This window comes from Bradyrhizobium sp. HKCCYLS3077, from assembly GCF_051167555.1.
In the GTDB taxonomy this organism is placed as follows: domain Bacteria; phylum Pseudomonadota; class Alphaproteobacteria; order Rhizobiales; family Xanthobacteraceae; genus Bradyrhizobium.
The window spans coordinates 935,629-956,753 of record NZ_JBNPTH010000001.1; the positions used below are offsets into that span (position 1 = coordinate 935,629).

General features: G+C 65.7%; 18 protein-coding genes. 12 read left to right on the plus strand and 6 right to left on the minus strand.

Features of this window, described 5'->3' with window-relative positions; genetic code table 11:
* Positions 1–20: 20 nt before the first annotated feature.
* On the minus strand, positions 21–860 hold the full coding sequence (locus ACQR0Z_RS04110; RefSeq protein WP_434856272.1) for a protein-disulfide reductase DsbD domain-containing protein: 840 nt from the start codon (positions 858–860) through the stop codon (positions 21–23).
* Positions 861–997: 137 nt separating this feature from the next.
* Between ACQR0Z_RS04110 and ACQR0Z_RS04115 the strand changes: the two genes are divergently transcribed.
* Entirely contained in the window at positions 998–1,648 is a 651-nt protein-coding gene (locus ACQR0Z_RS04115) for a YqgE/AlgH family protein (protein WP_434877934.1), read from the plus strand.
* Positions 1,649–1,935: 287 nt separating this feature from the next.
* Here the strand turns inward: ACQR0Z_RS04115 and ACQR0Z_RS04120 are convergent, their stop codons facing one another.
* A complete protein-coding gene (locus tag ACQR0Z_RS04120; protein WP_434917761.1) occupies positions 1,936–2,823 on the minus strand; it encodes a TauD/TfdA dioxygenase family protein in 888 nt (295 codons plus the stop codon).
* A gap of 134 nt (positions 2,824–2,957) precedes the next feature.
* Complete coding sequence (locus tag ACQR0Z_RS04125; protein WP_434917762.1) at positions 2,958–3,737, minus strand: SDR family NAD(P)-dependent oxidoreductase; 780 nt, start codon at positions 3,735–3,737, stop codon at positions 2,958–2,960.
* 163 nt (positions 3,738–3,900) lie between these two features.
* Here ACQR0Z_RS04125 and ACQR0Z_RS04130 point away from each other — a divergent pair, with 163 nt between their 5' ends.
* From ACQR0Z_RS04130 to ACQR0Z_RS04140, 3 genes are all read left to right on the plus strand, one after another.
* On the plus strand, positions 3,901–5,016 hold the full coding sequence (locus ACQR0Z_RS04130) for a PQQ-dependent sugar dehydrogenase (protein WP_434917763.1): 1,116 nt from the start codon (positions 3,901–3,903) through the stop codon (positions 5,014–5,016).
* 112 nt (positions 5,017–5,128) lie between these two features.
* Entirely contained in the window at positions 5,129–5,863 is a 735-nt protein-coding gene (locus tag ACQR0Z_RS04135; protein ID WP_434877938.1) for an SDR family NAD(P)-dependent oxidoreductase, read from the plus strand.
* A gap of 74 nt (positions 5,864–5,937) precedes the next feature.
* Positions 5,938–6,306 (plus strand): CsbD family protein, encoded by a 369-nt coding sequence (locus ACQR0Z_RS04140; RefSeq protein ID WP_434856266.1) that lies wholly within the window; start codon positions 5,938–5,940, stop codon positions 6,304–6,306.
* 558 nt (positions 6,307–6,864) lie between these two features.
* On the opposite strand, the gene ACQR0Z_RS04145 is transcribed toward ACQR0Z_RS04140, so the two are convergent.
* Positions 6,865–8,601 carry an SGNH/GDSL hydrolase family protein gene (locus ACQR0Z_RS04145; protein WP_434917764.1) on the minus strand — a complete coding sequence of 579 codons (1,737 nt, stop codon included), beginning with the start codon at positions 8,599–8,601 and terminating at the stop codon, positions 6,865–6,867.
* A gap of 139 nt (positions 8,602–8,740) precedes the next feature.
* Complete coding sequence (locus tag ACQR0Z_RS04150) at positions 8,741–10,102, minus strand: lytic murein transglycosylase (protein ID WP_434917765.1); 1,362 nt, start codon at positions 10,100–10,102, stop codon at positions 8,741–8,743.
* A 250-nt stretch (positions 10,103–10,352) separates the two neighbouring features.
* On the opposite strand from ACQR0Z_RS04150, the gene galU reads away from it, so the two are divergent.
* Positions 10,353–11,228, plus strand: a complete 876-nt coding sequence (galU, locus tag ACQR0Z_RS04155; RefSeq protein WP_434917766.1) for a UTP--glucose-1-phosphate uridylyltransferase GalU — start codon at positions 10,353–10,355, stop codon at positions 11,226–11,228.
* A gap of 18 nt (positions 11,229–11,246) precedes the next feature.
* On the opposite strand, the gene ACQR0Z_RS04160 is transcribed toward galU, so the two are convergent.
* Positions 11,247–12,764 carry a sensor domain-containing diguanylate cyclase gene (locus tag ACQR0Z_RS04160; protein ID WP_434856262.1) on the minus strand — a complete coding sequence of 506 codons (1,518 nt, stop codon included), beginning with the start codon at positions 12,762–12,764 and terminating at the stop codon, positions 11,247–11,249.
* A 174-nt stretch (positions 12,765–12,938) separates the two neighbouring features.
* On the opposite strand from ACQR0Z_RS04160, the gene ACQR0Z_RS04165 reads away from it, so the two are divergent.
* From ACQR0Z_RS04165 to ACQR0Z_RS04195, 7 genes are all read left to right on the plus strand, one after another.
* On the plus strand, positions 12,939–13,196 hold the full coding sequence (locus ACQR0Z_RS04165) for a DUF7662 domain-containing protein (RefSeq protein ID WP_434856261.1): 258 nt from the start codon (positions 12,939–12,941) through the stop codon (positions 13,194–13,196).
* A 121-nt stretch (positions 13,197–13,317) separates the two neighbouring features.
* Entirely contained in the window at positions 13,318–15,111 is a 1,794-nt protein-coding gene (locus ACQR0Z_RS04170) for a peptide ABC transporter substrate-binding protein (protein WP_434917767.1), read from the plus strand.
* Between the two features lie 258 nt (positions 15,112–15,369).
* Positions 15,370–17,163 carry a peptide ABC transporter substrate-binding protein gene (locus tag ACQR0Z_RS04175; protein WP_434917768.1) on the plus strand — a complete coding sequence of 598 codons (1,794 nt, stop codon included), beginning with the start codon at positions 15,370–15,372 and terminating at the stop codon, positions 17,161–17,163.
* Positions 17,164–17,206: 43 nt separating this feature from the next.
* On the plus strand, positions 17,207–18,166 hold the full coding sequence (locus ACQR0Z_RS04180) for an ABC transporter permease (RefSeq protein WP_434856258.1): 960 nt from the start codon (positions 17,207–17,209) through the stop codon (positions 18,164–18,166).
* Complete coding sequence (locus ACQR0Z_RS04185) at positions 18,132–19,073, plus strand: ABC transporter permease (protein WP_434856257.1); 942 nt, start codon at positions 18,132–18,134, stop codon at positions 19,071–19,073. Before ACQR0Z_RS04180 ends, ACQR0Z_RS04185 begins: the two co-directional genes overlap by 35 nt.
* A complete protein-coding gene (locus ACQR0Z_RS04190) occupies positions 19,073–20,071 on the plus strand; it encodes an ABC transporter ATP-binding protein (RefSeq protein WP_434856256.1) in 999 nt (332 codons plus the stop codon). The genes ACQR0Z_RS04185 and ACQR0Z_RS04190 overlap by 1 nt, the downstream gene beginning before the upstream one ends.
* Positions 20,071–21,069, plus strand: a complete 999-nt coding sequence (locus tag ACQR0Z_RS04195; RefSeq protein ID WP_434917769.1) for an ABC transporter ATP-binding protein — start codon at positions 20,071–20,073, stop codon at positions 21,067–21,069. Before ACQR0Z_RS04190 ends, ACQR0Z_RS04195 begins: the two co-directional genes overlap by 1 nt.
* The last annotated feature ends 56 nt before the right edge of the window (positions 21,070–21,125 follow it).

Below are 21,125 nucleotides of genomic sequence, written 5' to 3' on the forward strand. Positions count from 1 at the left end.
GATGCGCCGCGGCGGCGCCGTCAGGGCAGGTTGAAGTTGAATTCGTAGGCCTTGTCGGGACCGACCAGCGTGAATTTCAGCGCGGCACCATCCGGCTTGACGCCCGGCGGGACGCCGTCGAGTTCGAACGCGAAGCGCTTGATGCCCGGTGCGCCGCTGTCGCGGGCGACCGGGATCGGCAGCGCCCAGTCCGGAGTGGGGCCCTCGACATAGAGCTGAACGCCGCGTGGGTCGGGCACGGCGACGTCGACGATGACGTCCTTCTTGCCGTCGCGCTTGACGTCGCGGATCGTCAGCGGAATGGGATCGCCGATATTGGCCGGCTTCGGCACGGTATCGAGGGCCGCAGACAACGAGGCATCCTCGGTGCTGGCGACGCTGGTGAAGGCGAGCTCCGCCTTGGCCTCCACCGGAATGCAGATCTTCTCGCAGACCGCGTAGCTGATGTCGGCGCGCAACGTCATCGGCTTGTCCGCGCTCTTGGCGACGATGCGCAGCGGCAGCACGACCTGGTCGTGATAGCCGAGCGAGTGGCCGCCGGCGCCATCATCGAACTTGGTCGGCGCCGGCCACAGAACCGTCACCGCCTCGACGTTGTCCGACTTGGAAAAGTCGAACCGTGGCGGCACACCGGAATCGCCGGGCGTGCGCCAATAGGTCTTCCATCCCGGCTGCAGCTGGATGGCGATGCCGCCGAGCATGACAGGGCCGCTGCGTGAGCCCGCAAGCAGGCGTACGGCGGAGTGGGTGTCGCGCTGCCAGGGCGAGGAGTCCTGCGCCTGCGCGCCGAACGCCAGGCAGGACGACAGGACGGAGACGATGAACAGTGTGGCGGAGTGGTGAGGAACCAAGGCGGACATGAGACGTCTTTAGAGTGAGCTTCAGGCGCAAACCATTGAATTGCTTGTGAGGTCGATTTCGTCGCGGTGCCCTGAACCTTGATTGACAGATGCGCATCCCAATATCAGGATATCAACGATCATGAGAGTCCTTGCGGATGAATCCTGAGGCAAAAAGGCTGGGCGACATTCGCCGCAAAGTGACCGGCATCGGGGATCACGCCTCGCAAGGTGGATATCTCGATGGCCAGCTGCTGGTCGCGATGCCCGTGATGGGCGATTCCCGCTTCGAGCGCTCGGTGATCTATCTGTGCGCGCACTCGGCCGAAGGCGCCATGGGTATCATGGTGAACCGGCCGGCGGGCAGCATCGATTTCCCGCAGCTCTTGATGCAACTCAATATCATTGAGAAGAGCGACCAGATCCATCTGCCGGACAGCGCCGAGACGATGAAGGTGCTGAGCGGTGGTCCGGTCGATACCGGACGCGGCTTCGTGCTGCATTCCAGCGATTACTTCATCGCCAATGCGACGCTGAAGATCAATGACGGCGTCTGCCTGACCACGACCATCGACATCCTCAAGGCGATCGCCAAGGGCAATGGCCCGAAGCACGCCATCCTCGCGCTCGGCTACGCCGGCTGGCGTGCCGGCCAGCTCGAGGAAGAGATCCAGGACAATGGCTGGCTGCATTGCGATGCCGATCCCGAGCTGATCTTCGGCGACAATGTCGAGAGCAAATACGATCTGGCGCTGCGCAAGATCGGCATCGATCCGGGGATGCTGTCCAACGCCGCGGGGCACGCTTAGGCGGTGTGGCACCGCTCCTGCCGCTCTCGAAGTTCACAACAGGTTTGGTTAGAACCCGCTGTTCCTCCGGGTCGTCCCGGCCTCCGAGCCGGGACCCATACGCGGAGGCGGGTGTGGTGACGCACGGTGCCGATCGAGCGGACCTAACAATAGATGTCACGGAGTATGGGTCCCGGATCGGCGTCCGGCATCGCTTGCGCGCTGCCGGACTTGTCCGGGACGACACCGGTGTGTTGAGGCTCGGCGAACATCTCTCCATGACGTCAAGGCAGAGCTCCCGCGACGAGCTACTCCGCAGCCTGCTGCGCGATCGTCGGCTCGGTGCCGGCCACCGTCGCGCGGCGCATGTCGCGGGGCTGGGACTGGTCGTAGCGGCGGACGCGGTGCATGGTCTGGCGATTGTCCCACATGATCAGATCGTGCAGCCGCCATGTATGGACATAGACGAACTCCGGCTGCGTGGCGTGCTCGGTGAGATCGCGCAGCAGCAGCCGGCCCTCGGGCATGCTCATGCCGATGACGGCGCCGGCATGCGATGACAGATACAGCGACTTGCGGCCATGCGCCGGATGCGTGCGCACCAGCCGCTGCTTGACCGGCTTGAACATCTCCTTCTCCTCCTCGGTGTAGTCGAGGAAGCCGAGCGAGCCGCGCGAATACATCAGCGAATGTTCGCAGACGAGATCCTCGATCTCCACCTTGGTCTCCTGATCGAGCGCATCATAGGCCGCGCGCATGTCCGCGAACTCGGTGTTGCCGCCCTTCGGATTCACGACGCGCGCCGACAGGATCGAGTACTTCGCCGGGATCGGCCGGAACGAGCTGTCGGAATGCCACAGGCAGTTGCCGAGGTTGAACAGATGCGTGCGATGATCCCGCGGCAGCGGCTTGCCGTCCTTGCCGAGATTGGAGACGTCGTTGAGACCGGTCGAGAGCCGGTAGTCCTCCTTCTTCGTCACCGTGCCGCCGCGCGCCTGCTCGCGGTCGCCAAAGCTGAGCGCAAAGCGGAGCTGCTGTTCGTCGGTGATGTCCTGGTCATGGAGCACCAGCACCGCGTAGTGATCGATCGCGGTCTGCAACTGCGCGATCTCGTCGAGAGTGAGCTGCTGGCGCAGGTCGACGCCGGAGACCTCGCCGACGAAATGCGGATGCAGTTGCCGGATGGCGATGGCCATGGCGTCCTCCTTGCGTGTCCTCATGATGGCGAACTGACGTTCGCTTCTGATGCCTGAGGCTACGCCCGCGAGGTGCGAAGTCAATTCATAGGCCGCGCGCCGCCGCGCACGGCTGACATGCCGGACGGTCAGGGTCAGGCGTTGCGCGCCATCAGCCCGCCGTCGACCGGAATGACGGCGCCGGTGATGAACGAGGCGGCCGGCAGGCACAGGCTCAACGTCATGTGCGCGACTTCCTCGGGATCGCCATAGCGTCCGAGCGCGGTCCGGCGCCGCGCATAGGTTGCCTTCTGCTCGTCGGGGATGCGCGCGGTCATCGCGGTCGTGATCGGCCCCGGACAGATGCAGTTCACGGTGATGCCGTCGCGTCCGAGCTCGACGGCGAGCGAGCGCGTCAACCCGGTCACGCCGGCCTTGGCGGCGGAATAGGCGCTGTGCATCGCGGTCGCGCCAAGCGCCTCGGTCGAGGCGATGTTGACGATGCGCGGGCTCGTCGAGCGCCGCAGATGCGGCAGCGCGGCACGAATGATGCGCTGCTGCGCGGTCAGCATCACCGCGAGTCCCCTGCTCCAGGCCTCGTCATAGCCGTCATCGTCGATCGCGACGCGCACGGAAATGCCGGCATTGTTGATGATGATGTCGAGGCCGCCGAAATGCGCCGCGGCCTGGCCGACGACGGTCGTGATGGCCGTGGGATCGCTGAGATCGAGCCGCCAGCCCTGCGCTGTTCCGCCCGATGTCGTGATGGCCTCGGCCACGGCGCGGGCGCCGTCCGCATCGACATCGGTGACGGCGACTTTCGCGCCCTCGTCGGCGAACACGCGCGCGGTCGCGCGGCCCATGCCCGAGGCCGCGCCTGTGATCAGCACGGTCAATTCCGCCACCGAGCGGCTGAGTTGCTTGTGGTCCTGCATATTTGCGGCTCACGGAAATATGCGCATCGCTTGCGCGTTCTCGGCACTATCACTGATCGGGCGCATTCGGTAGGCACCGATCCGGCATGGCCGAATGCACGTTGCATCCGATCGGGATCGACACACTGGAGTGATCATGGCGTTCTCCAAGACATTCGCATGCATGGCTTTTGTGGTGGGACTCGTTGCGGGCACCACCGCGCATGCCGACAGCATCAATGCCGGCGGCCGCAAGCCGAGCGCGGTGCGGCCGTTCGACGCCAAGAGCATCGCCGAGTTCGACACACCCTGGGCGATCGCGTTTCTGCCCGATGGCCGCATGCTGATCACGGAGAAGCCGGGCCGGATGTTCCTGGTCACGCAGAGCGGCCAGAAGCGCGACATCGGCAACGTGCCCGCGGTCGCGGCGCGTGGTCAGAACGGGCTGCTGGACGTCGCCATTTCGTCAGGCTTCGCGACAAATTCGCAGGTCTACATCACCTACACCGAGCCGAGCGCCGAGGGTAGCCGGCTCGTCCTCACCCGTGCCGAGCTGTCGCTCGCGAATGATCGCGTGACGCTGAACGACCCCAAGGTCATCTGGCGTCAGACGCCGTCCGGCGGCGGCGGCCAGCCCGGCGGCATCATCGCATTCGATCCGCAAGGCACGCATCTGTTCCTGACCGTCGGCGATCGCATGCAGCCCACCAGCGCCCAGGACCCGCGCCAGGCGCGCGGCAAGGTGCTGCGGCTCAATCTCGACGGCTCGACGCCGTCGGACAATCCGCAGGCGGAGGACAAGGGTGTGCCAGCACAGACCTGGACCACCGGCCATCGCAATCCCTATGGCCTGGCCTTCGCGTCCGACGGGCGGCTCTGGCTGCACGAGATGGGGCCGCGCGGTGGCGACGAACTCAACCTGATCGTGCAGGGCAAGAACTATGGCTGGCCGTTGGTTTCGAACGGCGACAATTACGACGGCACGCCGATCCCGCGTCACGCGACGCGGCCGAATCTCGAGGCGCCACTGCTGTACTGGGATCCCGTGATCGCGCCGGCCGGGCTCGCCTTCTATGAGGGCGCGATGTTTCCGCAATGGAAAGGCTCGGCCTTGATTGGCGGTTTGCGGGCCCAGGCGCTGGTGCGCGTCGCATTCCGGCCCGACGGCCAGCCGGATGAGGCTGAACGCTGGGACATGGGCAATCGCATTCGCGATGTCGCGGTCGCTCCCGATGGTGCGGTCTGGATCATCGAGGACGATTCACCGGGACGTCTGCTGCGCCTGATGCCGATGAACTGACGCGCTGCCGCCCGCCGGAATTCGGAAGGAGCGTGGCATGTCCCCAAGACGTTGACAGCCTCAAGGCCTGTCCCCACACAGGCAGATCAACAACAACAAGCGGAGCAGGGAGATGAACGCGCTCGATTTCACGGGACGCTCGGTGCTGGTGGTCGGCGGCTCCAGCGGCATCGGCAACGGCATCGCGCAGGCTTTTCGCGCGCAGGGGGCGCAGGTCAATATTTGCGGCACGCGCGCGAGCGCGGCGGATTATTCCGCGGAGGAGGGCTCCGATCTCCAGGGTCTGACCTATCATCAGCTCGATGTGAGTTCGCCGAGCGCGATCGAGGCGTTCGCGCCGAAACTCGACCGTCTCGACGTGCTGGTCCTGGCGCAGGGCGCGGTGCTCTACCGGCGCGGCGAATTCGCGATGGACGGCTTCCGCAAGGTCGTCGAGGTCAACCTCATGAGCCTGATGGCGTGTGCGACGAAGTTTCACGGAGCGCTGCGCGACGCCAAGGGATCGCTGATCATCGTGTCGTCGACGGCGGCCTATCACTCGACCATGGGCAACCCGGCCTACAATGCCTCCAAGACCGGCGCGGTCGGACTGACGCGGACGCTGGCCGAGGCCTGGGCCGAGGACGGCATTCGCGTCAACGGCATCGCGCCCGGCCTGGTCGATACCAAGATGACCAAGGTGACCACGGCCAATCCGCAGCGTCTCGAGGGCGCGCTGCAGCGCATCCCGCTGCGGCGGCTGGGCACGCCGCAGGACATGGCGGGCGCGGCCTTGTTCCTGGCATCTCCGCTGGCGTCCTACATCATCGGCCAGACGCTCGTGGTCGATGGCGGTCTGATTTTGTAGTCGTCCGGAACCTGCGCCGTGCTGGCCGGTTAGCAGGCCAGCAATCCCGCACAGCGCAGAGAAGGAGAGCGGCAATGGATCAGGATCGGCTGACCGGTACGGCCAAGGATGTCGCAGGCAAGGTTGAGGGCGGCATCGGCGAAATGCTGGGCGACAAGAGCACGCAGGCCTCAGGGCGGGCTCGTGAGGCGTCCGGCGTCGTGCAGAACATGTACGGCCAGGCCAAGGACGCCGCGCGCGAGGCCAGCGACGCTGCGATGGATTTCGCCAAGGACACCTTCGGCAACAGCACCGAGTCGCTGCGTGACGGCACCCAGGCGCTCACCAAGCGGGTTCAGGACAACCCGATGGGCGCGCTCCTGGTCGCCGGCGGCATCGGCTTCCTGCTGGCCATGCTGATGCGGCCGTCGAGCCGTCCGCAGCCCCAGCGCTGGCGCTACTGAGTTTCCGTAGAACCTTCAGGCGACGACAACCCCGTCGGCCCGCATTCGATCGCGAATGCGGGCCGATCGGCTTTGAATGGCCTGAGGAGCCTGAGGCTGATGTCGCTGGAGCGTCGCGTGTGTCCGCGGACTCGCTTCGTAGAAACTCGCGCGGTTGTCTCGATCAAGCGCGCAGCTCGCAGAGTGGCCCCGCTCTCACCCTCCCCCTGGAAGGCAGGGCAATCGCGTGTGGAAATTCCAGGCTGTCTCGACGAACGATCCTGCAAGTTAGTTACTCCGTCATGCCCGGGCTTGTCCCGGGCATCCACGTCGTTCTCAGCATGCCGGCCGACGTGGATGGCCGGGACAAGCCCGGCCATGACGACGTGGAGAGAGACGAGCACAAAACGGCGATCGCCACATGCGATTGCGCTGCCCTCCAGGGGAGGGTGAGACGGCGATCGTGGCGCCTGTCTTGGTCGTCATCGGGCGAGGGTCGTGCAGAGCAGCCACCCAGCCTCATCACGTCTCATCATTCGACTTGAACGAGACACGTCGCTCGTGGATCTCATCCCGCCGCTACCGCGGCGGCGCCTCAAGCACCGCTGCCGCGCGGCCGACTGAGCCCGGCGGCCTTGGCGGCGCGTTCGGATTGCGCGCGGCCGGGGGCCTCGCCGGCTGCTGTTGCGGCTGGGGCGCGCCGAAGCCGAAGAAGTCGCGGATGCCGGGGTTGGGCTGCTGGGCCTGAGAGGGCTGCTGCTGGGCGGGCGTGGCCGGTGTCGTCAGGCGCTTCTGCCGTTGCTGTGCTGGAAGCTGGCCCAGGGCTGCCGGGGCGGCCTCGGTCGGAGACGTCGCGGCGACCGGCGTATCCGGCTTGGTGAGCTCCTTCGGCGGCTCCTTGGCCTGTTCGCGGCCGACCTCGCGGCGCGGCCAGACAAAATCGTCGGCGCGACCGGCCGGCGGGCTCAGCGCCTCGCCCTTGACCAGAGTCCGCGCAGCCAGGGCATCGACATTGGCCGGACGCGACCCGGGGCCGCCGAGCAACTGGTCGGTGCCGACCGAGGAGGCGACCAGCGGCAGGATCGGGCCGGCGACCGGCCGCGGCGCAGGCTGGCCCGGGACCGCATTGGCGTCGGGCGTCGCCGGCTCACTCGGCAGCTCCAACGGCGCGGAGCGTGCGGCGAGCAGGCGGTTGATCTCTCGCTCGGCATAGTGGGCGAGCTTGCGGGCGCCCGGCCTGGTGAAATAGACGCCATCATAGGAGCGCAGCTGGCGGATCTGGCCCTCGAAATCGGGGCCCTTCTGCAGGAAGCGGCCAGCCTCGTCGACGAAGCCGTCCCAGACGTCGACATAGGTGATGCCGGCCTTGCCGGCGGCATCGCGATAGAGCGAGTCGAGATAGAGCGTGTCGGCGGTGCCCTTGGGGCCGCGCACCGCGGGCAGACCGACCCAGAGCACCGGCACGCCCTTGCTCTTGGCGACCGCGATCATCTCCTCGATCTTCTTGGTGTAGAGTTCGGCCCAGCGCTCGTCGCGGAATTCGTACAGGCCGCCCGGCGCGCGCGCGGCCTTCTCCGGCGCGGCGACGGCCGGCGTGTCGTTGTCGGCCTCGTCCTGCGGCAGGTCGCTGTCAGCCGGCTTGTCGTCGGGCTTGGCGGCCGTGTCTGTCTTGCCGTCCGGTTTGGCCTCGCCGGGCTTGGTCTCGCCTGGCTTGCCTTTCGCGTCCTTCTTGGCCTTGTCGGCCGCCTTCTTGTCGTCGGGCTTGTCAGTCTTCTCCACCACCGGCTCGCGCAGCGAGATGCGGTCGTTGAGGCCGAGCATGATGACGATGGCGTCGGCGCGCTCGGTCGCCAGGATGCCCTTGGCGGCGGCGGCCCAGTCGGCGGGGTCACCCTTCGGCTGGTATTTGATCAGGCCGGAATTGGTCTTGATCTTGCGCGTGACACCCATGTCAGGCTGCTCGGAATAGGCGTCTTCGAGGCCGTAGGCGAGCCAGTCGGCCATGCCGTCGCCAAGCACCAGGACGTAGCGCTCCGGAGCGCTGTCGCGCTTCTCGGGTGGAGGCGCCTTGGAATAATCCTGCGTGACCTTCTTCGGCTGCTGCTGCGGGTAGGGCGCGAAGAAGTCGTTGCCGAACCAGCCACCGCCGCCCCCGCCACCGCGGGGCGCCGGCCGCGGCGAGGCGAACGGGTTGAAATTGAAGAACTGGGCCGAGGCCGGTCCGGCAATGCCGACGAGCATGGCAATGACGACCGCCAGCACCACCAGCGGGCCGGGCTCGTTCAACAGCTTGAGGAAGGACTTCAGCTTTGACATGCGCACCCGTCGCGCGGCGAAATCGTCGCAACCTTATAATAGGAGCCGAATCAGGCCGCAAACGGGCATTCACCGGATGGTGTTGATCGGCCCCGCGATTGCCCCGAAAGGTTACCGCTCAGGCCGAAAATGCGGGCTTTCAGCGCCCGCGCAGCCGGTCCAGCACCTCGGAGGTCGCAAAACCGTCCGCCGGGGCGCCGATCGAGGCCTGGAAGTTCCGCAGCGCTTCCCGGGTCTGGCCACCGAACTGGCCGTCCGGGGTTCCGCGGTAATATCCGCGGTCGGCCAGCAGCTGCTGCAGTTCCAGCCGCTCCGCCCGCGACAGCGTGCGTTCCTCGCGCGGCCAGGCCTGGACGAAGGCCGGCGCGCCGCGCAGCCGGTCGGCGAAATGGCCGATCGCCAGCGCATAGGCCTCGGCCGGGTTGTATTTCATGATGACGCGGAAGTTCTGCAGCATCAGGAAGCCGGGGCCCTGAGCGCCCGCCGGGGCCAGCAGGTAGGCCTTCTCGTTGGTCGCCGGGAACGGCTGGCCATTGGCGCGCTTGAGTCCGAGCTGCTCCCACTGGCCAAAACTCATGCTCTTGGCGCGGTCGGCGAGCATGTAGTTGAAACCCTGGGGAACCACGACCTCGTAGCCCCAGCTCTGGCCGCTCTGCCAGCCGTCCTTCTTGAGGTTGTTGGCGGTCGAGGCGATCAGGTCGGCGGGATTGTCGACGACGTCGCGGCGGCCGTCGCCATCGGCATCGACGGCGAAGCGCTTGAACGCGGTCGGCATGAACTGGGTCGGGCCGAAGGCGCCGGCCCAGGAGCCGCGCAACTGTTCGGGGCGAAGGTCGCCACGGTTGAGGATCTCCAGCGCCGACAGGAACTCGTCCTTGAAATAGGCTTGGCGGCGGCCGATGCAGGCGAGCGTCGCGGTCGACTGCAGCACGCTGCGATCGCCGATCTGCGTCGAGTAGTTGGATTCGATGCCCCAGATCGAGGCGATGATGTAGCGGTCGACGCCATAGGCGCGCTCGGTGGCGTCGAACTGCGCCTTGTACTTCGCCAGCACCTCGCGGCCCTTGGCCAGGCGATTGTCGTTCACCAGGATGTCGAGATAGTCCCAGATCGACTTGGTGAACTCGGGCTGGGCGTCGAGCAGGTCCATGATGCGCAGGTCCGGCGACAGCCCTGCGGTGAAGCGCTGGAAATTGTCCTGGGTGATGTTGCGTCTTGCGGCATCTGGCCACATGCCGGCGACGCAGGCGTCGAAATTGCCGGCGGCGTCGCGGATCGCGGCCGCCGTCATCAGCGGATGGCCGGAGGCGCCGTCCTCGCCGCTCCAGGGCAGCGGGCCGTTGCCCGACGGTGTTTGGGCCGGCTGATTCGGGGCCGGATTGCCTTTGCTCAGCGTGCCCGTGAACAGGCTGTCGAGAAAGTTCAGCGGACCCCCGCTCGACTGCGCCGATGCGGAACCGGACACCGCCGCCAGCATGGCTGCCAGCACACCGGCTCTCATGATTCTCGCCATTTCGGCCCGTTCTGCCATGCGTCGATCCGTGCAGCGTCTGAAACAAGGCCTCCCAGGAGGCGCGTTGCTTCTTAACAGGAGATTAACAAGGTTGATGATTTCCGCAGCGAAATTTAGCCGTCGCACGCGGGTCGGCCGGAACCCTCGACCAACATCCGCCTTTGTTCTCGGCTGCAAACGAGCTACCAAGATGCGATCGATTTCGCATTCATATCGTCACAAGGTTTAATCTGTCGCCATGAAGATCCGCAAAGCCGTTTTTCCGGTCGCCGGCCTCGGTACCCGCGTCCTTCCCGCCACCAAGGCGATGCCGAAGGAGATGCTGACGATCGTCGACAAGCCGCTCATCCAGTATGTCTTCGACGAGGCCAAGGAAGCCGGCATCGAGCATTTCGTGTTCGTGACCGGGCGCAACAAGACCTCGATCGAAGATCACTTCGACCGGATGTATGAGCTCGACGCGACGCTCGCGGCGCGCGGCAAGAAGACCGAAATGGATATCCTGGCGCGTGACCAGCCGGAGGCGGGCGCCGTCAGCTTCACCCGTCAGCAGGCGCCGCTCGGCCTCGGCCATGCCGTGTGGTGCGCGCGCGACATCGTCGGCGACGAGCCGTTCGCGGTGGTACTGCCAGACGAGCTGGTGCTCAACTCGCCCGGGTGCCTGGCTCAGATGATTGCTGCCGCCAGCAAGCTGCCCGAGAAGAGCAACGTGCTCGCCGTGCAGGAGGTGCCGGCCGACCAGACCCATCAATACGGCATCTGCGGCGTAGGCAAGCGCGACGGCAAGATCTTCGAGGTGGACGGCATGGTCGAGAAGCCGGCCAAGGGCACCGCGCCGTCGAACTTCTCGATCACCGGGCGCTACATCCTGCAGCCGGAGATCTTCAAGATCCTGGCGACGCAGGAGCGCGGCGCCGGCGGCGAGATCCAGCTGACCGACGCGATGATCGGCCTGTCGAAGACGCAGAAATTCTACGGCGTCGATTTCGACGGCGAGCGGCATGATTGCGGTTCGAAGTCCGGCTTCCTGAAGGCCAACATCGCCTTCGCCATGGCGCGTTCCGACCTGCGCGACGGCCTGCGCGCCGACATGAAGAAGTATCTCGAAGGATAGCGCTAAGAGCTGGCGGCCTCACGCCGCCAGCGATGGCGGGACGGGCGTCGTCGCGAGTTGCGGCACGCTCGCCGTGGCGCAGCAGTTGCGGCCGGCCGCCTTGGCGGCATAGAGCGCGGTATCGGCGGCATGCAGCAGGCCGGTCCAGTGCGTCGTGCGAGACGGCGTGACGCTGGCGACGCCGATGCTGATCGACGTGTTGCAGGCATCGCCCGCCCACAGCGCGACCTTGCAGCGGATCGTCTCGGCGACATGCAGCGCATCGGCTTCCGCCGTCCCCGGCAGCAGCACCGCGAATTCCTCGCCGCCATAGCGCGCGGCGCAATCGCCGGCGCGACGCACCGAGTCGGAGATGCACACGGCGATGCCGACCAGGATCTGGTCGCCGGCTTGATGCCCGTGCGTGTCGTTGTAGCACTTGAAGTGATCGGCATCGATCATCAGAAGTGCCAGCGGCGCGCCGGCGCGATGGGCCCGCCGCCATTCGATCTCGATGGTCTCGTCGAACTTGCGCCGGTTCTTCAGCCCGGTCAGCGGGTCCGTGGTCGCGAGCTGCTCCAGCCGCCGCTCGACCTTGGCTCGCAGCTGGATCTCGCGCGCGGCGACCTGGGTTGCGGCGAGCACGAACACGATCAGCGCCAGCATCAGCGCGCCGATCTGGGCGGCCTCGTTGCGCCACACCGCGTAGACGCTGTCCCATGACCTCGAGGCGATCACCACCAGCGGCTCGGTGCCGTTGCGCCAGACCAAGAGCCGCGGCACGTCGTCCAAGGCGCCGGTGCTGCTGAGCCAGCCGGCCGGCTCGGTGAGCGCACGGGTCACCGCGGGCGCCCGGGCCAGGTTGCGGCCGATCGCGCCGGCGTCGAGCGGGGCCGTCACGATGACGGTGCCGTCGCGTCCGAGCACGGTCAGGCTGACGCCCGGCGCGAGCGACAGGCGGCTGAACAGGTCGCGGAAATAAGTGAGGCGAATGGTGCCGGCGACGACGCCGAGAAAGCGCCCGTCGGGCGCGGAGATGCGCCGGCTCAGCACGATGGAATATTGCCCGCGGTCCTCGGCGGGCCGGCTGACCTGAAGGCCGGCGTCGTTGCGATCGCGGTGGACCTGGAAGAAGTCGGCGTCGCTGCGATCGTCAGGCGCCGGATCGAGCGTCGACGAGTCGATGGTCAGGCGTCCCTTGGCGTCGAATACCTTGATGGCCCCGAAATTCTTCGCGGAGGAGGCGCGGTCGAACAGGATGAGCTGGCGGACCGGCTTGCTGACCTCGTTGATTTCGGGCAGCAACATGTTGGCGGCGACAGCGCGCAAGGAGAGATCGTAGAGCTCGATGTTGCGGCTGATGTCGGCGCCGATGCCGGCGGCGAGATTCTCCAGCGATTGCCGGGCGCGCACCGCCTCGCCGCGGCGAAGGTCGATCATGACGCTGGCGCAGATGGCGGAGAAGCCGATGATGGTCGAGATGGAGCAGGTGATGAGCGTGCGCGCCGATAGCCGCCACGGCTGCTTTGCCCGGCCTGTTCGGCGCTGCAGTGGCATCGGTCCCACCCCCGTGGAGTCCCGTCCGTAGAGTAACGGGTCACCCGGGAGTAACGCATGTTAGGTTAACGAGGGGTTGCGACGGTCGCGCGGCCGCCGCGCCCGCTCGGATGAAGATGGAATCGATAAGAATGGCGTCGAGAAGCATGGAGTCGAGAAGCATGGAGTCGAGACTTGCCGGACTATGATGCGCTGCGCGACTATCTCAAGCGGCAGACCCGCCCCGAGCTCGTGCTCAGCGTCGAGGAGATCGAGGAGCTGATCGGCGACAGTTTGCCGCGCGCGGCGCAGCGGGCGTCGTGGTGGGATAGTCTGCGCAGCCCGCAGGAGAAGATGCCACAGCGCGAAGCGTGTCTGGCGGCCGGCTATGTCGCCACCCGCATGCCCGACGGCAAGGGTGTCCGATTCCGCAGGCTGAAGGCCGAGCGCTAAGGAGATACCTTTTCTCGGTAACGTTTGGTCCCTATCGTGCGCGGGAACCGGCGACGCTGCGTCGGTTGAGCCGTCCGGCGCGATCGAGCGCCGGTGCTGTCGACGATCTGGAGAGACTGAAATGAACGAACAGGACCTGCGCCACGAGATTGCTGCGGTGAAGGCGGGGCGGCTGTCGCGCCGCGACTTCGTGCAGCGGATGCTCGCGCTCGGGCTGACCGCGCCGCTGGCCGGCATGATGCTGGCCAATTCGGGAGTGGCGATGGCGGCGCAGGAATTTCCCTACAAGCCGACCAAGGCCGGCGGCGGCGGGCCGCTGAAGATCCTGTTCTGGCAGGCACCCACGCTGTTGAACCCGCATTTCGCCATCGGCGCCAAGGATCAGGAAGCGGCGCGGGCGTTCTACGAGCCGCTGGCCGGATGGGATGCCGACGGCAACCTCGTGCCCGTCCTCGCGGCCGAGATCCCCAGCGTCGCGAAAGGCACGGTCGCCACGGACGGGACCTGGGTGATCTGGAAGCTCAAGTCCGGCGTCAAATGGCACGACGGCCAGCCGTTCACCGCCGACGACGTGATCTTCAACTGGCAGTTCGCCACCAATCCGGACACGTCGGCGGTCACCATCGCTGACTACAAGGAGATCAAGGAGATCGAGCGGATCGACGACCACACGGTTCGCCTCGTGTTCGCCAAGCCGACACCGCTATGGTTCACCGCCTTCGTCGGCGGCCGCGGCGCGATCATTCCGAAGCATCTGTTCGGCGACTATGTCGGCGCCAAGTCGCGCGAGGCGCCGAACAATCTCAAGCCCGTCGGCACCGGCGCCTATCTCTTCGTCGACTTCAAGCCGGGCGACATGCTGACCGCCAAGCTCAACCCGAACTATCACGTCGCCAACCGCCCGTACTTCGATACGCTGGAGATCAAGGGCGGCGGCGACGCCGTGTCGGCGGCCCGTGCGGTGCTGCAGACCGGGGAATACGACTACGCCTGGAATCTGCAGGTCGAGGACGAGATCCTGGTCAAGCTCGAGGCCGGCGGCACCGGCGTGGCCGAGATCGTGGCGACCGGCAATCTCGAATTCATCATGCTCAACGCCACCGACCCCAATGTCGAGGTCGACGGCGAGCGCGCGAGCCTCAAGACCAAGCATCCGCTGTTCTCCGATCCCGCGGTGCGCGAGGCGATCAACCTCTTGATCGACCGCGCCTCGATCCAGAAGTTCATCTACGGGCGCGGCGGCATCGCCACGGCGAACTGCGTCAACAATCCCGAGCGCTACCGTTCCAAGAACACCAGCTTCGAGTTCAACATCGAGAAGGCCAACCAGATCCTGGAGAACGCCGGCTGGAAGAAGGGCGCGAGCGGGCTGCGCGAGAAGGACGGCAAACAGCTCAAATTCGTGTTCCAGACCTCGACCAACGGGCCGCGGCAGAAGAACCAGGCGATCATCAAGCAGGCCTGCCAGAAGGCCGGCATCGAGATCGAGCTGAAATCGGTGGTGGGCTCGGTGTTCTTCTCCTCTGACGTCGCCAATCCCGACACCTACTCGCATTTCTATTGCGACATGGAGATGCTGATGATGACGATGTCGTCGCCGGAGCCGCAATCGTTCCTGAGCCAGTACGTCTCCTGGGAAGCGGCGAGCAAGGCCAACAAATGGCAGGGCCGCAACGTCTCGCGCTGGCAGAACAAGGAGTATGACGACCTCTACAACGAGCTGCTGCGCGAGCTCGACCCGGTCAAGCGCGCGGCGCTCTATATCAAGCTCAACGACCTGGTCTGCGCGGGCCGTCACGTGCTGCCTGAGCTCAACCGTCCGCGCGTCAGCGGCATCCGCAAGGGTCTGCAGACCCACTCCTCGGGCTGGGACAACGATCTCTGGCAGCTGCCGAACTGGTATCGCGAGAGCTGAGCACACGCGGCGATTGCAGCATCTGGCCTCGCTGGTGCAGGGCTACAGTTCCGCCGCGTAGTTCCATTTTCCGGGTGCTGTGCAGCGCAGATTGTCGCACCGCAAAGGTGCGACAATCGATCCTTTCCATCTTGCGAAATTGGCCCGGATTCTGCTTTGACAGTCGCTTCGAAGGCTGATCCAATTTTGTGCAGCTCCGCGCCGATGCATCGCGGGGCGCGTTTTTTTGGGCATCAGCACCAGCTTGGAGCCGATTGAATGAACGAGCGTGACCTCCGTAACCAGATCGCTGATGTCAAAGCGGGACGCCTGTCGCGGCGCGAATTTGTGCAGCGGATGATTGCCGTGGGGCTGACCGCGCCGATGGCCGGCGCCATGCTCTCCTATTCCGGCATCGCGGTGGCCGCCGACGCCATTCCCTACAAGCCGACCAAGGCCGGCGGCGGCGGTCCGCTCAAGCTTCTGCTGTGGCAGGCGCCGACCCTGCTCAATCCGCATTTCGCCATCGGCACCAAGGACCAGGAGGCCTGCCGCCTGTTCTACGAGCCGCTGGCGGGCTGGGACAAGGAAGGCAATCTCGTTCCGATTCTGGCGGCCGAAATCCCGAGCAAGGAGAACGGCGGTCTTGCCGCCGACGGTCTGTCCGTCACCTGGAAGCTGAAGCCTGGCGTGAAGTGGCACGACGGCAAGCCGTTCACGGCCGACGACGTGATCTTCAACTGGGAATACGCCAACAATCCCGAGACCTCGGCGGTCTCGATCGGCAGCTACAAGAACATCAAGGCGATCGAGAAGATCGACGACCTCACGGTGAAGTTGATCTTCCCGCAGCCGACGCCGTTCTGGGCCGACGGCTTCGTGGCGTCGTTCGGCTGCATCATTCCCAAGCACCATTTTGCGGACTACATCGGCGGCAAGTCGCGCGAGGCGCCGGCGAACCTGAAGCCGATCGGCACCGGCCCCTATATGTTCGTGGACTTCAAGCCGGGCGACACCGTCGCCGGCAAGCGCTTCCCGGACTATCACGTTCCGACGCAGCCTTATTTCGACACGGTCGAGATCAAGGGCGGCGGCGACGCGGTGTCGGCGGCGCGCGCGGTGCTGCAGACCGGCGAGTATGACTACGCCTACAATCTGCAGGTCGAGGACGAGATCCTTCAGAAGCTCGAGGCCGGCGGCCAGGGCAAGGCCGATCTCACGCTGACGGGCCACATCGAATATATCGGCCTCAACGTCACCGACCCCAACACCGAGGTGGACGGCGAGCGCGCCAGTCTCAAGACCAAGCATCCGCTGTTCTCCGATCCCGAGGTGCGCAAGGCGCTCAACCTGCTGATCGACCGCGCCTCGGTGCAGAAGTTCATCTATGGCCGCGCCGGCGTCGCGACGCCGAACTTCCTCAATAATCCCGAGCGCTTCCGCTCGAAGAACAATACGTTCGAGTTCTCGATCGAGAAGGCCAACCAGATCCTCGACGCCGCCGGCTGGAAGAAGGGCTCCTCCGGCATTCGTGAGAAGGACGGCAAGCCGCTCAAATTCGTGTTCCAGACCTCGATCAACGGCCCGCGCCAGAAGAACCAGGCGATCATCAAGCAGGCCTGTCAGAAGGCCGGCATCGATGTCGAGCTGAAGTCGGTCGTGGCCTCCGTGTTCTTCTCCTCTGATGTCGCCAACCCCGACACCTACTCGCATTTCTACTGCGACATGCAGATGTACCAGACGACGATGCCGCAGGCCGATCCGCAGTTCTTCATGAACCAGTTCACCTCGTGGGAGTGCGCCACCAAGGAGAACAAGTGGCAGGGCCGCAACGTCTGCCGCTGGCAGAACAAGGACTATGACGAGACCTACAAGCTGGCCCAGAGCGAGCTGGATCCCGTCAAGCGCGCCGCGCACTTCATCAAGCTCAACGACCTCGTCGTGCGCGACAACTACGTGCTGCCGGAGATCAACCGGCTCAACGTCATCGGCGTCAAGAACGGCATGGTGCTGTACAAGAGCGGCTGGGACAACGACCTCGCGTTCATCGCGACCTGGCATCGGGCGAGCTGACGCGCGGCCCGCATGACCAGCCAGACATCGTAGGGGTGGAGCGATGGGAAACTACCTTCTCAGGCGCCTCATCGTCGCTTTGCCGAGCCTGCTCGGCATCAGCCTCATCCTGTTCGTGCTGCTCGCGCTGGCGCCGGGCGACCCGTTCGGCGAGCTCGCGAGCAATCCGAACGTGCCGCCCGAGGTGCGCGAGGCCTTGCGCATCAAGTTCGGGATGAACGATCCCGTGCTGGTGCGCTACGTGCGCTGGCTGCTCGCCATGTTCCAGGGCGATTGGGGCTTCTCCTTCGCCAGCCGTGTCAATGTCGACACCCTGATCCTCCAGCGGATTCCGACCACGCTCTATGTGGTCGGCACCGCGCAGATCCTCGCGCTCGCGGTGGCGCTGCCGGTCGGCGTGCTGGCGGCGCGACGGCCCTATTCGATCTTCGACCAGATCGCCAACACCTTCGCCTTCATCGGTTTCTCGCTGCCGACCTTCTTCACCGGCCTGCTGCTGATCCTGATCTTCAGCGTCAATCTCGGCTGGCTGCCGTTCGTCTATCGCGCCGATCTGCAGGCCACGGGATGGCAATGGTGGTGGGAGAGCATCAAGCAGGCGATCATGCCGATCACGGTGCTCGGCCTCTATCAGGCGGCGTCCTACACCCGCTATGTCCGCTCGGCCGTGCTCGACGTGATCAAGCTCGACTACGTCACGACCGCGCGCTCCAAGGGCCTCGACGAGCGCAAGGTCATCGTCAAGCACGTCGTGCGCAACGCGCTGATCCCGGTGGTCACGCTGGTGGCGCTGCAGATGCCGACGGTGTTCGGCGGAGCCATCGTCACCGAGCAGATCTTCCGCATTCCCGGCATCGGCTCGCTCCTGATCAGCGCGATCCTTGCGAATGATACGCCGGTCATCATGGCCGTGACCTTCGTGTTCGCCTGCCTCGTCGTCCTCTTCAACCTCATCGCAGACATCCTGTATGGCTGGCTTGACCCACGCATCTCCTTCCGTTGAGACGGCGCCGGTCGCCGCATCGCCCAAACGGCGGTTCTCGCCGGGCCGCGACGCGCTCCGCCGCTTCCTCCGTCACCGCCTCGCGGCGGCCAGCATTGTCGTGCTGCTGCTGCTCGCGCTGTCGATCGTGCTCGGCCCGTTCCTGTGGCGGATTCCGATCAACGAGATCGATTTCACCGCGCGCCTCGCACCGCCGTCCTGGGAGCATCCGTTCGGCACAGACGATCTCGGCCAGGATCTCCTGGCGCGCATGATCTATGGCGGCCGCATCTCGCTCGCCGTCGGCTTCGCGGCGATGGGCGTGGCGCTGCTGGTCGGCATCGTCGTCGGCGCACTCGCCGGCACCGCGAAGGGGCCGGTTGATGCCGCGCTGATGTGGCTGACAGACCTGTTCCTGTCGCTGCCGCAACTGCCGCTGCTGCTGCTGATCATCTATCTGTTCCGCGACTTCCTCAAAGGCTGGCTTGGCCCTGAAGGCGGCGTGTTCGTGCTGATCGTGCTCGTCATCGGCGGCTTCCGCTGGATGCCGGTGGCGCGCCTGGTACGCGCGCAGTTTCTGTCGCTGCGCGAGAAGGAGTTCGTCGAGGCGGCGCGCGCGCTCGGCGCGTCGAATCTGCGTCTCATCGTCCGCCACATCCTGCCGAACGCGCTCGGGCCGGTGATCGTGGCCGGCACGATCGACGTGGCCGCCGCGATCATCGCGGAATCGACCTTGTCGTTCCTCGGCCTCGGCTTCCCGCCGGACATTCCGACCTGGGGCCGGCTGCTGTTCGACGCCAAGGATTATCTCGACATCGCGCCGCATTGGGCGCTGTTCGCCGGCGGCGCGATCTTCCTCACGGTCATCGCGATCAACTTCATCGGCGACGGCCTGCGCGATGCGCTCGATCCGCGGAAGGTGATGTGATGGATGCTCGTGTCACGCCCCTCCTCGAGATCAAGGGGCTCAAGACCTATTTCAACTCCGACGAAGGTCAGGTTCAGGCCGTCGACGGCGTCGACATCACCATCAATCGCGGTGAGACCTTGTGCGTCGTCGGCGAGTCCGGCTCCGGCAAGACTGTCACCGCGATGTCGGTGCTGAAGCTGATCGCGATGCCGCCCGGCCGCATCGCCGGCGGTCAGATACTGTGGCAGGGGCGGGACCTCGTCCCGCTGCCGACCTCCGAGCTCAATCGCATCCGTGCCAGCGAGATCGCGATCGTGTTCCAGGAGCCGATGACCTCGCTCAACCCGGTTTACACGGTCGGTGACCAGATCGCCGAGGTGATCCGGCTGCATCAGGGGCTCTCGAAGAAGGCGGCGATGGATCGTGCGGCGGAGATGCTGGCGCTGGTGCAGATCCCCAATCCGCAGCGCCGCGTGCACGACTATCCGCATCATTTCTCCGGCGGCATGCGCCAGCGCGTGATGATCGCGATGGCGCTGTCGTGCAATCCAAAACTCCTGATCGCCGACGAGCCGACCACCGCGCTCGACGTGACGATCCAGGCGCAGATCCTCGACCTGCTGCTCGACATGAAGGAGCGGCTCGGCATGTCGATCATGCTGATCACGCACGCCATGGGCGTCGTGGCCGAGGTCGCCGAGCGCGTGGTCGTGATGTATGCGGGCCGGGTGGCCGAGGAGGCGCCGGTCGACCGGCTGTTCGCAAATCCCCGCCATCCCTACACCCAGGGCTTGATCCGTTCGATCCCGCGCATCGATCTCGCGGCGGTCAAGAAGAGCCGGCTGGAGAGCATTCCCGGCAGCGTGCCGAAGCTGGTCAATCCGCCGCAAGGCTGCCGCTTCGCATCGCGCTGCCGCTTCGTCATCCCCGAGTGCAAGCTTGCGCAGCCGCCGCTGCGCGAGATCGAGCCCGGCCACAAGGTGGCGTGCATCCGCGCCGAAGAGACGTTGTCGTGATGACCGAAGCTGTCACTGCTCCCGTTGCCGCATCGGCGCCGCTGCTCACGGTGCGCAACCTGACCAAGGCGTTCCCGATCAAGGGCGGGCTCTTGAAACGCCAGATCGGCAGCGTCCGCGCGGTCGACTGCGTCAACTTCCACATCGAGCCGAGCGAGACATTCGGCCTGGTCGGCGAATCCGGCTGCGGCAAGTCGACCACGGGCCGTTGCGTGCTCAGGTTGATCGAGCCGAGCTCGGGCGAGTTGACCTTCGAGGGCAAGGACGTGATCTCGCTCTCGGGCGAGAGCCTGCGGGCGCTGCGCCGCGACATCCAGATCATCTTCCAGGACCCTTACGCCTCGCTCAATCCGCGCATGACCATCGGCGCCATTATCGGCGAGGCGCTGACCATCCATGGGCTGGCGTCCTCGCGGCAGCAATACGAAGAGCGCATCGTTCATCTGCTGGAGACCGTCGGCCTGCAGGCCGATCACATGACGCGCTATCCGCACGAATTCTCCGGCGGCCAGCGCCAGCGCATCGGCATTGCGCGCGCCATCGCGGTCGAGCCGAAGCTGATCATCTGCGACGAGCCGGTGTCCGCGCTCGACGTCTCGATCCAGGCCCAGGTCATCAACCTGCTCGAGGATTTGCAGCAGAAGTTCGGCATCGCCTATCTGTTCGTTGCCCATGATCTCTCGGTAGTCGAGCACATCAGCCGCCGCGTCGCTGTGATGTATCTCGGCCGCATCGTCGAGACCGCGCCGTCACGCCAGCTCTATTCGACACCGAAGCATCCCTACACCGAAGCGCTGCTGTCGGCGGTGCCGATCCCCGATCCGAGCGTGAAGCGCAAGCGCGTCCGGCTGAAGGGCGAAGTGCCGAGCCCGATCAATCCGCCGTCCGGCTGCCACTTCCACACTCGCTGCCCCATTGCCAAGGACGTCTGCAGCAAGGAAGTGCCGCCACTGAAGGCCAGCGACGAGGGCCATCTCGTCGCCTGCCATTTCCGTTGAGCCAGAGGAACGAAGCGTTCCATTAATTCGCATTCTCTTTCCGCGCCGTCATGGCC